This window comes from Microcoleus sp. B4-D4 (genome assembly GCF_036705185.1).
Classification (GTDB): Bacteria; Cyanobacteriota; Cyanobacteriia; order Cyanobacteriales; family Microcoleaceae; genus Microcoleus.
On record NZ_JAUBTX010000080.1, the window covers coordinates 1 to 15,874 of the forward strand.

4 protein-coding genes are annotated in these 15,874 nt (G+C 43.4%); all 4 read right to left on the reverse strand.

Annotation, left to right across the window (positions count from 1 at the left end; all coding sequences use genetic code 11):
• A partial coding sequence (locus QUB13_RS29530) for an ATP-binding protein (protein ID WP_333388433.1) occupies positions 1-4,217 on the reverse strand: 4,217 nt, incomplete at its 3' end.
• Positions 4,218-4,308: 91 nt separating this feature from the next.
• Positions 4,309-9,738 carry a trifunctional serine/threonine-protein kinase/ATP-binding protein/sensor histidine kinase gene (locus QUB13_RS29535; RefSeq protein ID WP_333388436.1) on the reverse strand — a complete coding sequence of 1,810 codons (5,430 nt, stop codon included), beginning with the start codon at positions 9,736-9,738 and terminating at the stop codon, positions 4,309-4,311.
• A 192-nt stretch (positions 9,739-9,930) separates the two neighbouring features.
• The gene (locus QUB13_RS29540) at positions 9,931-15,360 is read right to left on the reverse strand and encodes a trifunctional serine/threonine-protein kinase/ATP-binding protein/sensor histidine kinase (RefSeq protein ID WP_333388439.1); all 5,430 of its coding nucleotides are present in this window, start codon (positions 15,358-15,360) and stop codon (positions 9,931-9,933) included.
• Positions 15,361-15,436: 76 nt separating this feature from the next.
• Positions 15,437-15,874, reverse strand: a 438-nt coding sequence (locus QUB13_RS29545) for a sensor histidine kinase (RefSeq protein WP_333388442.1), incomplete at its 5' end; no start/stop codon positions are given.

Consider the following 15,874-nt stretch of genomic DNA (forward strand, 5'->3'; position numbering starts at 1 on the left):
TGCAGTAAGGTTGTGGGTAACTCGTTATCGGAATTGATGTGAGTTATTGCCCGGATTTGCCATTCATCCTGATGGGGGAGTAGCAAAGCACAAGTTTCTGCCCCAGAAGTTTTCAAAATAATTTGGTTGAGGGTGCTGAGCAATTCATCAATCTTAATTTTACTGGATAAAGCTTGAGCCGCTTGCACAATAGATGCGAAATCAAGGGCATCGGAAATACTCGTGCTGCTATTACTGGAAGTATGCGAAGAGCGGCTAATCGTTACCAGCGTCTCTAGGGGATTAAAGCGAAGTTTGGGCTGATTTAGAATAGGTTTAAGTAATTGCGGATAGCGTTGTTCTAAGTCTTCAACTTTGGCTTTAGCTCCCCAACGGGCATAACAGTAATATGCTTCCTGCATATAGCTGGCGGCAACTTTTTCTTTGCCCCAGTCAAGGTAGAATTTGGCGGCGAGTTCGTTGGCTAATGCTTCTTCGTTGAGGAATTGATTTTCTTTAGCTAGTTGGATGGCGCGATCGTACAAATCTATTGCCTCAGCTTTATTACCTTGTACTCGCTCTCGTTCCGCCTCGACTAAATGAAACTTGTGCAAAAAATTCATCGGCGCATAAGTTGCCCAGTATTTGAGTTTTTCTTGGTTGGCAGCGATGTATTCTTTAATTTGCTGCTGTTCTGGATCTGAGAGTTTCCCAAACCATGCTAATTGGGCTAAAGACTCATAGAAATGAAAGATTGGTACATAGAAAAAAGCAAGGATAGCATCCAAATACTGTCTTGCCTGCCCAGCCTGTTCTACAGCTTGTTCAAACTCTGAAAACAGATAGGACAAAACCAGTTTGTTAATCCACAGCAATGCTAATCCGGTGCGATCGCCCGTTGTTTCATGTAATGGAAGTTGATGCTGTTCATTGTAGGCTGCACCGCTCAACACCACCACGTTATCTGCATCCCCCATTAAATTCAGCAGAATTTGTCGAGTCAACTGGGAAAAAGTCAGAGTGAAATTTTGCTTGAGGTGCTTGAGCGCTTCACAATATCCGGCAACTTCCGACTCCAGTTGCGTTAAATTCTGCCCTGCAAAATAGGAGTAAAAACCGTAGTTATAGGCAGAGTAGCCCGCGAAAGCCAAATCGCCTACATCTAAACAACTACAATAGGCCATCTGCAAGGGGTGTAATGTCTCACGCAGGTGCATTTTCCAATGCCTTGTGTACAGATAGACTAATAATAAAGTTTTCCCTTTCAATTCGGAATTTGGATAACGTGATAGCAGGTCGAGGGCTAACTGACCGAATTCATAACCTAATTCAACGTTTCCCAACACACCACACATCAATATCCCATAAGAGACATAACTAAAGGTCGAGGTTGACTCATTGCCATACACGACGGACAGATAAACCTTTTTTAAAATCACCAATAAATACAACCGCGGCAAAAACAGATAAGCGCAGGGTGCTACCGTTGTCAAAATTCGAGCCGCTGCCAGGATGTTCACATCCCTTGCTTCGCTGAGGTTGAGTAACTCACCAGGTAAACGCTCTCCAATCGCATCTGAGACGGTACTAAAGGCAGCCGTCACATCTTCCTGGGTAGGGGCTGCGGGCAGTTCCACTCCCAATTGCTTTAAGATGGCAAGTGCCACCGCGATCGCTTGAGTAAATTGACCCTGAGTAGTCAATGCCTCAATCTTCACCTCATAGACGCCGATTTGATCTAATGGGGTTTTGGCATGATTCAGGACAAGGCGGGCATTGGCTGCCATCTGCTCTAAATCACCGCTCAGATAGGCGGCTTCTGTGGCGACTTGATGGAGTGCTAGGGTCAACTCATACTGATGCTCCCAACTGTTTTGAGCGAGTAACCCAATGCCCACCTGGGCATATTTGCAGGCGGCAGTATAGGCGATCGCCGCTTTTGCCTTGCGACTTGCCATCAGGTTAAATTGCGCCAATGTTTGACGTTCTGCGGATTGGGCGATTGATTCCGCCGCAACATTGAGTTGACTGACGATTTCAAAAATGCGTTCTTCCCGGTTGCTTTCGGGTGTGTTACTCAGGAGTAATTGTCCAATCTTCAGGTGAACGGTTTGTTTTTCATCGGCGGGGATTAGGGAGTATGCCGCTTGTTGCACCCGGTCATGTAAAAATCTATATGCAACAATCTCAGAATTTTCTTGGTCAACTGGTTGATGTTCTTCCCCAACATAAAACTTATAAACTTCACTTTGGGGTAAAATCAAACCTTCCTGCATGGCTTTCCATAAACTTGCAGCCGCTTCGATTTGGGATTTTTCAGAAACGATCGCCAACGTCGCCAAATCAAACTGATTCCCAATACAAGCAGCTAGCTGTAACACCTGTTGAGTTGAGGGAGGCAGTTTTCCTAATTGCAACGCCATAAATTCAACTACATCATCTGTTGTAACCACAAGCTGATTTACTTGTGCAATATCACATTGCCAACAACCCTCAGTAAAGTTAAATTGAATCAGTTTATCTTGATGTAATGCCTTGAGAAACTGAGTAGCAAAAAACGGATTTCCTTGAGTTTTTTGATAGATCGATCCAGAAAGAACCCATACCAAACTTTCTGGACATTTAAGGGTATCAGCAACTAATTGATTCACTGTGACTTGATTGAGTGGTGCTAAAGTAATCCTATTAATCGTGGCTTGTGTTTTTTGAATTTCACTCAAAGTCAACATTAATGGATGTGCTGGGTGGACTTCGTTATCACGATACGCACCAATTAATAAAAGATGACCTGTATCACCCATTAAGACCTGCATTAACTTTAGTGAGGCTGAATCGGCCCATTGCAAGTCATCTAAAAACATCACTAATGGATGTTCTAAGCTGGTAAAGACTTGAGTAAATTTTTGAAATAATAAATTGAAGCGATTTTGGGCTGCCGTTCCTGATAATTCTATGGCTGGTGGCTGTTGACCAATAATTTTTTCTAATTCGGGGATGATTTCAATAATTACTTGTCCGCTTTCCCCAACCGCTTCTAAAAGCTTATTTTTCCAGTCTTGGAGTTTGGCATCACTTTCACTGAGTAATTGTGCCATTAAACCGCGAAATACTTGAACAAATGCCGAGAAGGGAATGTTGCGATTGAACTGGTCGAATTTGCCTTTGATGAAATAGCCCCGTTGCCGGACAATGGGTTTATGCACCTCGTTGATGACTGCCGTTTTACCAATCCCGGAGAACCCAGCGACTAGCATTAATTCTGATGTGCCATTCGCCACGCGATCGAAGGCACTCAACAGGGTTTGGACTTCAGTTTCTCGACCATAAAGCTTTTCAGGAATCAGGAAGCGATCGCATACATCCCGCGTTCCTAACTCAAAAGTCTCAATGTTCCCAGTTGCTTGCCACTGCTGCAAACATCGTTCTAAGTCCTTCTTCAAGCCCAAGGCACTTTGATAGCGCTTTTCGGCATTTTTTGCCATCAACTTCATCACAATATCCGACACTACCTGTGGGATTTCTTGGCTGTTAATTGAAGGAGGTTTTTTGGCAATATGGCAGTGAAGCAACTCCATCGGATCGTCACATTCAAATGGCAGTTTTCCTGTTAGCAGTTCGTAAAATGTGGCTCCTAGAGAATAAAAGTCGGTGCGGTAGTCGATGCCTCGGTTCATTCGTCCGGTTTGTTCGGGAGAAATATAGGCGAGGGTTCCTTCTAAAACGTTGGGATTTTGAATTTCTTGAGTTTCTTTCGGCAGTAGGGAGGCGATGCTAAAGTCAATCAGTTTGACTTGTTTAGTTTCGGGATCAATCAGGACGTTAGCTGGCTTAATATCTTTGTGAATGACTCTGTTTCGGTACAGTCCGTCAAGAATGTCAGTTATTTGAATGGCAATTTCTAAGATTTCTGCTAGAGTCAGCTTCCGTTCTTGGGCGTAGTCTCGTAGGGAAATGCCACCAAAATCCTCCATCACGAGGGCATAGCTGTGGCGATAGGACTCTAAATTGTAGGGTTCAACTACTCCCGGCAGACGTAGATTTTTGGCGATGGTATACTGGTTGCGGAATTGCAGCAGTTCGCTAAAGCTGGGATAGTCTCGATTTAATAGTTTAATGACAACCGGAAGCTGATCTATTTCTCGAATGGCTCGATAAACTAGGGTTCTCGAACCACTGTACAGTTGCTCGATTAGACGGTATCCGACAATGGGACTGGTTAAATCTATACCTGCATTCATTTTGGCTATCCTCATCTAAAATATTGACTACTAAAAATTAATGTACGCCTCTATTTGTAAGGGTTAAAAAGGGCGATCGCCCTTTTTAACTTCATCCGTTTGTAGACAATGATATCGTAAACTCTGTCCCTTCTCCTAATACAGAATTTACCTCGATTGTACCGCCGTGTTTCTCAACTACAATCTGCCGTGCGATCGCCAAACCCAATCCCGTGCCTTTCCCTACGGCTTTCGTCGTAAATAAATTCTCAAAAACGTTTTTTCGCAACGCTTCAGTCATGCCAACACCATTGTCTTTAATCCGAATTATTGATTGTTTTTTGTCAGCAGATAACTCGGTTTTAATCGTGATTTGATTGTCAATCTCTTGATAGATATGCCCTTTATTGGATTCATCTAAAGCATCGATCGCGTTCGCCAACAGATTCATAAACACCTGATTCAATTGTCCGGCATAACACTCCACTTCTGGTAAATCACCATAGTCCTTGATGATCCTAATTGCTGGGCGAGATTCATTAGCCTTGAGGCGATGCTTAAGGATCATCATTGTACTATTAATGCCATCGTGGATATTGTAGGCAACCGGGCGATCGCTATCAGCACGAGAGAAGTTTCTGAGACTAATACTAATGTCTTGAATCCGCTTCACGCCTTCTCGCATTGATTCAATTAACTTGGGTAAGTCTTCCCGGATGTAGTCAAGCTCAATAGTTTCAAGTTCCTCTTGAATTTCTGGATCTAGTTGGGGATATTTTTGTTGCACTAGATCGATCAATCCAAACAAATCGTTTATGTAATCTAAGGCTGGGGTAATATTACCAGTCAAGAAGCCGACAGGGTTGTTGATTTCGTGAGCAACGCCAGCAACTAAGTTGCCCAAAGCTGACATTTTTTCGCTTTGAACGATTTTGAGTTGTGCTTGTTTGAGATCGGTTAATGCTTGTTGTGCGGCTTGATACAGACGCGCATTTTCTAAGGAAATAGCAGCTTGATAGCTAATCATATTTAACACTTCAATGCGCTCGCTCGTAAACGCCCCCACTGTCAGGTTATTTTCCAGATATAAAACTCCTATCAACTGTCCTTGATTCAAAACTGGGCTACAAAGGACACTTTTAGGCTGGTGTTTTTGAAGGTAACTATCAGCAGCAAACTGAGAATTTATCCCGGCATGCGCCAGTACCAAAGGTTTCAAAGTTCGCTTGACAATATTTACCAAACTAATTGCTACATCTTGGCTTGATTCTAGGGGAATTGATGGTAATAGTTGTGGTAAATGTCCCCCTTCTACAAGAGCTACTAATTTTAAGTCAATATCTTGTTTGAGTAGTAAGACACACTTACTTGCCCCAGCATTGGTAATGACTATTTCTAGGAGAGTAGTTAGGAGTTTATCGAGTTCAATTTCCCCTGAAATAGCTTGAGAGGCTTTGAGCAGAGTTGCCAAATCTAGCACTTCAGAGATGCTGCTAGAGGTTTTGGTAGAAGCGAGTGTTCCCCACGCGATCGTTTCCTTGAAGGAGGTAGAGGAACGAGGTAGTTGAAGGATAGGTGCGAGGAGTTGAGGATAACGTTGTTCTAAATCAGTAACTTTGGCTTGGGCTCCCCATCGGGCATAGCAGTAGTAAGCTTCAGTCATGTAGGCGATCGCGATTTTTTCTTTGCCCCAGTCGAGATAAAATTTTGCTGCAAGTTCGTTGGCGATCGCTTCGTCTTGGAGGTATGCGTTTTCTTTGGCGAGGGCGATCGCCAGGTCATAGAATTCTATGGCTGCTGCTTTTTGACTAAGAACGCGATTTTTTTCCGCTTCAACTAAATAAAATTTGTGCAGTTGATTCCTTGGTGCAGCATCAGCCCAGCGTTCAATCTTTTCCTGATTGGCAGTCACTCGTTGAAGAATGCTTTGTTGTTCGGCCTGAGAAACTTGGGAATAGTTAGCCAGATGTGTCAGAGAATCATAAGTATGGAAAACCGGAATCAAGGACATCCCTGTAGCTCCACCTAAATAACTTTCAAGGGCGCTAGCAGCAGCGATCGCCTGTTCAATCTGACCAAATAGATAACATAGCACCAACTTGCTGACATAGAAATAGCAGGGAGCCGTTTGATTCCCCGATCGCGCAAACATCGGTAGATCTTCTGCTTCACTAAAACTATCCCCATTAAACTGCCACGCTTCTGTCGAATTCCCTAACAAATTCAAGATGGCTTGTTGAAAAATAGCTCCCTGCTTAGCCATTGTTTCTTGTTTAAGTTGAGCAAATTGAGTACAGAAAGCAGCACCCTCTCGACTCAAATCGCTCAATTCTTTGCCAGCAAACCAAGCGTGCATCAAATACAGGACGGCACAAATTCCACCCCATTCTAAATCCCCAGTTTCTAATCCGCTCTGATAGCCCTCTCTAAACAACGGTAAAGTGTTACCAAGAGGCTCTTTCCAATGGGAAATACAGCAGTTAACTTGTCCGTAGGTTTTGGCTTTTAGTTTTCTGGTATCGAGTTGTTCGAGCAACAAGAGTGCCAGTTGACCGCATTGATAGCCATACTCAATATCTCCCACTACCCCGCATAATATGACCCCAAAACCGCAATAGCCATTAGTAGAAAACGAACTATTGCCATATTGCAGCGATACATTCACTTGTTCGAGCAGAACCAACGGCAACAGTGTGGGAGCCGCTATATAAGCAGATGCCGTCACACCTGCGAGAATTTCCATAATGGCTAACTGAGTGCGATCGGTCATCTGCGGCAGCGCGATCAAATCCAGTGGCGGCCGACCCGCTACAAGGGATAAAGTTTCTTGCAGTGCCTTTCCAATATCCTCTCCGTTAGGTTCCTCTGGAAAACTAACTCCCAACTGCTTGAGAATTTGCAAAGCAATTTGTATAGCCTTTGAAGGTTGAGCTTGTGCTTGAGCAGCTTGAATTTCAACTTGATAAACATTAACCCGATCTAATAGAGTTCTGGTGTGTTCCAGAACGATCGTTGTTAATTGGGTCATCTGCGGAAAATTGCCGTTTAGATAAGCAGCTTCACTGGCGGTTTCGTAAAGTGCTAAGGTCAGTTGATACTGCGTTGTCCATCGCTTTTCAGCCAGCAAGTCGATGCCTGTAGTCGCATACTCAAATGCGGCTGTGTATGCTGTTGCAGCTCTGGCTTTCTGTCCGGCCTGGAGATTGAGTAGAGCGAGTTGCGTTTGCTCCGATGGCTCAATAATGAGGCTTTTCCCCATATTCAGTTGGTTGACAATTTCAAATAGTTTTTCCTCCTGTTCGGCGACTGAAGTATGACTGAGCAACAGTTGCCCAATTTTGAGGTGAGTCACCTGTTTTTGCTCGTCGGGAATCAGAGAATAGGCGGCTTGTTGGACGCGATCGTGCAAAAATCTATAAGTGGGATTCGCTGAAGCCTTAAAGACTTCCTCACTATCAGCTTCGGTAAAGAATTTATAAATTTTGGTAGTCGGAATCACCAAACCTTCCTGCAATGCTTTCCATAAAGCCGTAGCCATCATTCCCGCAGATTTCTCACTGACAATTACTAACGTATTCAAATCAAACTCCGCACCAATACAAGCCGCTAATTTGAGGATATCCTGAGTCTCTGTCGGCAATTTCTGCAATTGCAACGCCATAAACTCCAACACATCATCAGTAATTGCTAAGGCTTTGACTTGAGCAATATCGCACTGCCACCCCCCTTGTACGCCCCTCTGTCCCCCCTTGGTAAGGGGGGATGGGGGCGTGGGGGAGTGAGGGGGGTTAAAGCTAATCAGCTTATCGTCATGTAATGCCTTGAGAAACTGGGTAGCAAAGAAAGGATTTCCTTTCGTTTTTTGAGCAACTAATTTTGTCAAAGGTTCGGCAACAGATAACTCGCAATTCAGGGTATCTGCTACCAACCGATTCAGCTCTGGTTCGCTTAACGGTAGCAAAGTAATTGTATTTACCGTTGCCCCAGTTTTTACAATTTCATCCACTGTGAAGATTAATGGATGCACAGGGGAAACTTCATTATCCCGATAAGCACCTAATACCAATAAATGTCCAGTATCTTCCATCAATAATTGTAGCAAATTCAGCGATGCTGAATCCGCCCATTGCAAGTCATCCAAAAACATCACTAAAGGATGTTCTTTACTTGTAAAAACTTGCACAAATTTCTGCATCAGCAGATTAAAGCGATTTTGGGCGGCACTTCCTGATAGTTCAGGTGTTCTTTGCTGTTTACCGATGATGTTTTCCAATTCGGGAATCACATCAATCAAGACTTGTCCGTTGTCTCCCACTGCTGCTAAAATATGAGTTTTCCATGTTTGCAATTGTGCATCCGATTCTGAAACCAATTGCCCCATTAAGTCACGGAAAGCTTGCACGAAGGCACTGAAGGGAATGTTCCGTTGAAATTGGTCATATTTGCCTTTGATGAAATAGCCTCGTTGTCTGACAATTGGCTTGTGAACTTCATTGACAACTGCTGTTTTACCAATTCCCGAAAAACCTGCTACTAGCATCATTTCAGTTACACCTGTACTGACTCGTTCAAAGGAAGCTAATAGACGATCGACTTCAATTTCTCTACCGTACAGTTTTTCTGGTATGAGGAACCTGTCTGTAATATCTCCCTGTCCTAAATCAAAGGTCTCAATGTTACCCGTTTTTTCTAATTGAGTTAAACATTTCTCTAAATCATGTTTTAATCCCAATGCACTCTGATAGCGGTTTTCGGCATTCTTTGCCATTAGCTTACTGACAATATGCGATAAAACTATGGGGATTTCTGGATGAATTTGATGGATGGGTATCGCCTGTTTAGCGAGATGACAATGCACTAATTCCATCGCATCTTCTGAGACAAATGGTAATGAGCCTGTCAACAATTCATAGAATGTAACTCCCAGAGAATAAAAGTCACTCCGATAGTCAATGCCTCGATTCATTCTCCCGGTTTGTTCGGGAGAGAGATAGGCTAATGTTCCTTCTAAGACATTGGGATTTTGAATTTCTTGGGTTTCTCGTGGTAGGAGTGAGGCGATACTAAAGTCAATTAGTTTAATTTGTTTGGTGTCGGGATTAATTAAAATATTGGCGGGTTTAATATCTTTGTGAATGACTCGGTTTTGGTAGAGATAGTGGAGAATGTTTGTGAGTTGCAGAGCCAGCTTGAGAAATTCTGCTAAAGGTAAAACTTTATATTTTTGGCTTTCATCTGTTGCGATATGGAGATAATTAGATAGGGATACTCCGCCAAAGTCCTCCATGACTAAGGCATAGCTATTGTGGTAGACTTCTAGAGTCAGAGGTTTAACAATACTGGGGAAGTTAAGATTTTTGGCAATGGCGTACTGATTGCGAAACTGGACAAGTTCGTTGAAATTCGGGTATTCGTTTCGCAGTAGTTTGAGGACGACAGGAGTGCGATCGCTCTCTCGAACACCCCGATAGACGAGGGTGCCGGAGCCTGCATAGATTTGTTCTGTGATGCGATACCCAGGTAGGTGAGTGATGACATCCATTTTCCAGTCCTCAAAAAAAATTGGGTTAACTACAACTTATAGTTTATCAACTAGATCGGGAAACCTCCCCAATTGACACTAATGTCTTTAACTTTATTGGCTATAAGTCTGTATTGTTGCTAATCTCAACCTTTCCCAGCACTATCCCTGCCGACGAACTCAAGGAAAATGTCATCCATTGCCGTATCACAACTATCTTGATTCTATTAGCTTGAGGGGAATTGTAATCACAAACTCTGCACCTTGACCTAACGCTGAGTTTACTTCTAAAATACCAGAGTGTTTTTCTACTACAATTTGACGCGCGATCGCCAGTCCTAACCCGGTGCCTTTCCCTACCGATTTTGTTGTAAATAACTGGTCAAATATCTTGTGTTTTACCGATTCAGTCATCCCCTTACCATTATCAGCAACAGTAATTTTAACTCGATTATCTTCGACTGAACTTGTAATGGTAATGCAATTAGGATTGACTTTGATTTCCGCAAAAGTCCGCCCAATATTTGAATCATCTAAAGCATCGATCGCATTGGCCAGAATGTTCATAAACACCTGGTTAAGCTGTCCAGGGAAACATTCGATCGCCGGAATATTCCCGTAGTTGGTGACAACTTCAATCGCTGGACGAGTATCATTGGCCTTGAGGCGATGGCGTAAAATCAAGATGGTGCTATCAATCCCTTCGTGGAGGTTGAACTTTTGTTTTTGGTCGCTATCGGCACGGGAGAAAGTGCGGAGACTCTTGCTGATGCTGGTGATGCGATCGCCTCCATCTTTCATGGCTCTGATTAACTTGGGTAAATCATCCCGCAAATATTCCAGGTCAATTGTCTCTAATTCCTCTTCAATTTCAGTCCCTGGTTGAGGGAATTTATCGTTGTAGAGGTCAATCAACCCAAATAGGTCATTGATGGAATCTTGGACAGCACCAACGTTGCCAATAATGCAGCCGACGGGATTGTTGATTTCGTGGGCAACTCCGGCGACTAAGTTACCTAGGGCAGACATTTTTTCACTTTGGACAATTTGGAGTTGAGCATTTTGCAGGTCGGTGAGGGTCTGCTTGACTTGATTGTAAAGCCGGGCATTTTCTAGAGAAATAGCCACTTGGGAGCAGAGAAAGTCTAGAATAATGATGCGATCGCTGGTAAACACACCACTGGTTAAGCGATTCTTCAGATACAAAATACCAACCAAATTTCCTTGATTGAGAATTGGTAAACACAGGACACTTTTCGGCTGCTGTAGTGTCAAATAATTATCAATTACGGGTAAATCGGTTTCTAGATCGTCAATCACCACGACTTTGTGAGTGTTTTTGACATATTGAATCAGTTTGATGGGGAGATTGGGGTTGTTTTCCAGGGGTTCGGTGTACAGTTCGGTGGCGGTGGGTGTGGCGATCGCCCGTACTTCCCAGATTTGATTCTCCGAAGGTAAGATTAAGGCACAGCGATCGCCCCCCGAATTTTGCAGAATAATTTGCGTCAGTTGGTAGATCAGATCCTCTAACTGAATCGTCCTCGCAAGTGCTTGGGAGGCTTGGAGAATGGCAGCCAAATCGAGGGTTGTATTGATGCTGGAACTGCTAGAAGTTTTGCGGGTGTTGGAATGAATCGAATAGGCGGGAGTGGCGATCGTCCCTAGTGTGCTTAACATTGTCACCGAGGAGTCTGGCTGCTGTAAAATTGGGCGGAGCAATTCGGGATAGCGGTTTTCCAAATCATCAGTTTTGGCTTTAGCTCCCCAACGGGAATAACAGTAATAGGCTTCCTGCATATAACCTGCGGCAACTTTCTCTTTACCCCAGTTGAGGTAGAATTTAGCAGCTAGTTCGTTTGCTAAAGCTTCTTCGTTAATATATTCGTTGGCTTTGGCTCCAGATATGGCACGATCGTAATGTTCAATTGCTTCGGCTTTATTGCCTAAAACCCGATGCTTTTCTGCCTCAACTAAATACCATTTATGCTGATGATTCATCGGGGCATTTTGCGCCCACTGATGCAGAACAGTTTGATGGGTTGTGGCAACAGCAAGCATTTCGGCTTGTTCTAGTTCCGGTTGTGTGGGGAATAGTGCCAGATGAGTTAGTGCAGCATAAAAATGAAAAATGGGAATAAAAACTAATCCCGATACTGCCATCAAGTAGGACTTGCTTTGAGCGATGTAGTCGAAGGCAGCCTGGTAATTGCCAAAGTAGTAGGCAAGCAGCAGTTTATAGATGTAGGCAACGGCGAGCGAGGTGAGAGCTTTGTCCTGTCGGTGCTTAGGCAGCATCACTGTTTCATCGTAAATAGTGCCAATTAAGCAATCGGGTTGGCTCACCGTTTCTCTCAAATGCTGCACCGTCTGCCGCGCTATGTCCAAATTAATACACGCCGAATCTTGTTTCATCTGAGCCAGGACAACATTGTAAGCAGCCAATTCGGATGACAATGCGTCCACCTCTACGCCTGCCAACAGCGCATCCCAGGCGTAAGTTGTTATGTTGTAGCCCCCGGAGAGAAAATCGCCTGTTTCTATGCCAGTTGTGTAGCCATCTTTAAACGTCGGTAATGTTGCCAAGAGTGCTTGCCGATGATGTTGAATGAAAGACCCAAACACGTTGAGAGTGGATGACTTCATGGCCTGAGCATTCAACCTCTCTAGTAACGAGAGCGCTAATCTACCAAACTCGTAGCCTGTTTCGACTTCACCCCAAAAGGCACAAAGCACCAAACCATGAGTGCAATAGCCAACCGCTGAGGTGGGAGTATTGCCAAACTGGAGTGACAACCTCACCATCGTCGCGCTCATGAAGGGTAGTAAACCTGGCATTCCCTGGAACACTGGTCCCAAGAGGATTACTAACATTTGCATCGCGGCGATCGCAGTGCGATCGCTCATCATCGGCAAGTCAATCAGTCCAGCAATCTCTCTGCCGCTTTGTTGCTGATTTAGGTCTTGTAAGGCTTTATCAATCTTGGCTGATTCTACTTCCGTCGGCAGTTCTACCCCCAACTGTGCTAGAACCTCTCTGCCCATTGCGATCGACACTAAAATTTGGCTTCTAGCCGTTTGTGCCGCGATTTGAATTTCGTAGATTTTAACCTTGTCGAAAATTGTCAGTGCTTCCTGCAATACCAACCCTGCTAGCTGTTCCATATCCTCAAAGTCACCATTCAAATAACTGGCTTCTGTTGCTGCCACATGGAGATTCAAGGCTAATTCGTACTCTGTTTTCCAGCAGTCTAGTTGTAATAGCTCAATCCCTGTTTTGAAATAACTCCTTGCGGCGGCGTAGGCTGTGGAATTTTTCGCCTTACCTCCAGCGTTCAAATTCAGTTGCGCTAATTCTGTCCGTTCCGACGGTTGAATCATCAGATATCTGCCAACATTCAGATGATTGACAATATCAAACAGTTTCTCTTCCTTTGTACTCGGTGACGCATCTTGCAGCAAAAGTTGCCCGATTTGCAGATGAGTAATTTGTTTTTGGTCATCGGGAATCAGGGAATAAGCAGCCTGTTGGACGCGATCGTGGAGGAACTTATAATTGAGCGTTTCAGTTGGTGTATTTTGGGTTGTATCCAGTTCGCCCACATAGAACTTATAAATTTCACTTTGGGGGATGATTAACCCTTCCTGCAAGGCTTTCCAGAGGGCAACGGCGGTATCAGATTCCGATTGTTGGGAGACGATCGCCAGCGTATTTAAATCAAACTGTGCGCCAATACAAGCGGCTAATTTCAGAATATCTTGCGTATCAGAGGGCAGCTTTTGTAACTGTAATGCCATAAATTCCACAACATCATCTGACATGGAAACAGAGCGAATCTCTGCCAGATCACACTGCCAATGTCCTAGGTGGCGATCGAACTGAATCAATCCATCTTCATACAATGCTTTGAGAAACTGGGTAGCAAAAAAGGGATTACCTTTGGTTTTGACCGCAATCAGTTCTGCTAAGGCTTCCGCACTCAAGATATGGCAGTTGAGGGTGTCAGCGACTAGCTGGTTTAAGCTACCTTGACTGAGGGGATCTAAGGTAATTGTATTGATGGTGGCGTTGGCTTTGGCTACGGCATCCAATGTCAACATTAAGGGATGCACTGGTGAAACTTCATTATCTCGGTAAGCCCCGATCATCAATAAATAGTGGCTTTCCAACTCATTCATCAAAAGTTGGATCAAATTGAGTGAGGCAGAATCAGCCCACTGTAAATCATCCAAAAATATCACTAAGGGATGTTCTTTAGTTGTGAAGACTTGAATGAACTTCTGAAATAGTAAATTAAATCTATTTTGTGCCGCTGTTCCTGATAATTCTGTTGCAGGTGCTTGCTTACCAATGATGCGTTCTAATTCGGGAATGACTTCAATAATTACCTGCCCATTGTCCCCTAAAGCCTGAAGAATCTGAGTTTTCCAGATGTGTAATTCGCCATCGCTTTCACTAAGCAACTGCCCCATCAAATCGCGGAAGGCTTGCACAACTGCAGAGAAGGGAATATTGCGATTGAATTGGTCAAATTTTCCTTTGATAAAATAGCCGCGTTGCCTAACGATCGGTTTATGAACTTCGTTGACAACCGCAGTTTTCCCAATCCCCGAAAAACCAGCTACCAACATCATTTCTGTTGCCCCTTGGCTAACTCGTTCAAATGCTTGCAGTAGGGTTGAAACTTCGGTTTCTCGTCCATATAATTTATCAGGGATGAGGAAGCGATCGCACACATCCCTTGTTGCAATTTCAAAATTCTGAATTTCACCAGTTTCTCTTAGCTGCTGTAAACATTTTTCTAAATCAAATTTTAATCCCAATGCACTTTGATATCTATCCTCAGCATTTTTCGCCATTAACTTGCTGACGATTTCTGAGAGGACAGAGGGAATTTGCGGATTAATTTCATGTATTAATCTTGGTGCTTTGGCAATGTGAGAATGTACCAACTCCATCGCATCATTTGATTGAAAAGGTAAAACTCCAGTCAGCAATTCGTAAAAAGTTACACCAAGGGAATAAAAGTCTGTCCGATAATCAATTCCCCGGTTCATTCTCCCGGTTTGTTCGGGAGATATATAAGCGAGTGTACCTTCTAAAACATTAGGATTGATTAATGTTTGCGTTTCTCGCGGTAACAAGGAAGCAATGCTAAAGTCAATTAATTTAACTTGTTTTGTTTCGGGATTAATTAGGATATTGCTGGGTTTGATGTCTTTATGGATAATCCGCTCTCGATAAAGTATATCTAAGGTGTTGCAGAGTGCGATCGCCACTTCTAAAAATTCCCCCAATGAGAGTCTATTTCCCTCTTTCAGGGCCCATTCTTTCAGGGAAATTCCCCCAAAGTCTTCCATCACCAAGGCATAGCCATTGTGATAGGGTTCTAGACTGTAGGTTTGGATAATTAGGGGTGAGTTAAGGTTTTTGGCAATGGTGTACTGATTGCGAAATTGTACGAGTTCGCTGAACGTGGGATACTCATTTTTCAGAAGTTTGATAACTACAGGTTGTTGGTCATTGGTACGGATGGCTTGATAAACTAAGGTGCGATTTCCGTCATAAATTGTTTGGATAATTTGATAGTTGAGAATTTGAGCGATTGTGTTTAGATTGTGGTTTTGGGGAGAGTTATTCATGGCTATTTTTGACGTAAAGTTAGTGAATGGTTAAATGAATCTGAAGCTCAGGAAAAAAATAACTCTTTGGCTCTACTTAAGTTGGTAAGCTGATGATAAATTCTGTTCCCCTTCCCAGTATAGACTGAACGTTCAGGGAACCGCCATGTTTTTCGACGACGATTTGACGGGCGATCGCTAATCCTAATCCCGTCCCTTTTCCGATACCTTTGGTTGTAAATAAATGGTCAAATATTTGGGTCTTAACTTTTTCACTCATCCCTTGACCATTATCAGTAATTATAATTTTTACCTGGTGATTTTCCCAGAAACTGATAATTTTAATTTGATTAGAATTCGCCTTAATTTCTGCAAAAGTCCGCCCAATATTTGATTCTTCTAAGGCATCGATCGCATTAGCCAGAATATTCATAAACACCTGGTTAAGCTGTCCAGGGAAGCATTCGATCGCCGGAATATTGCCGTAGTCTTTGACTACTTCAATAGCGGGTCGCTGCTCGTTGGCTTTCAATCG

Coding starts and splice junctions, on each gene's coding strand:
- QUB13_RS29535 (WP_333388436.1), bottom strand. CDS start 9,738: ATGGATGTCATCACTCACCTACCTGGGTATCGCATCACAGAACAAATC.
- QUB13_RS29540 (WP_333388439.1), bottom strand. CDS start 15,360: ATGAATAACTCTCCCCAAAACCACAATCTAAACACAATCGCTCAAATT.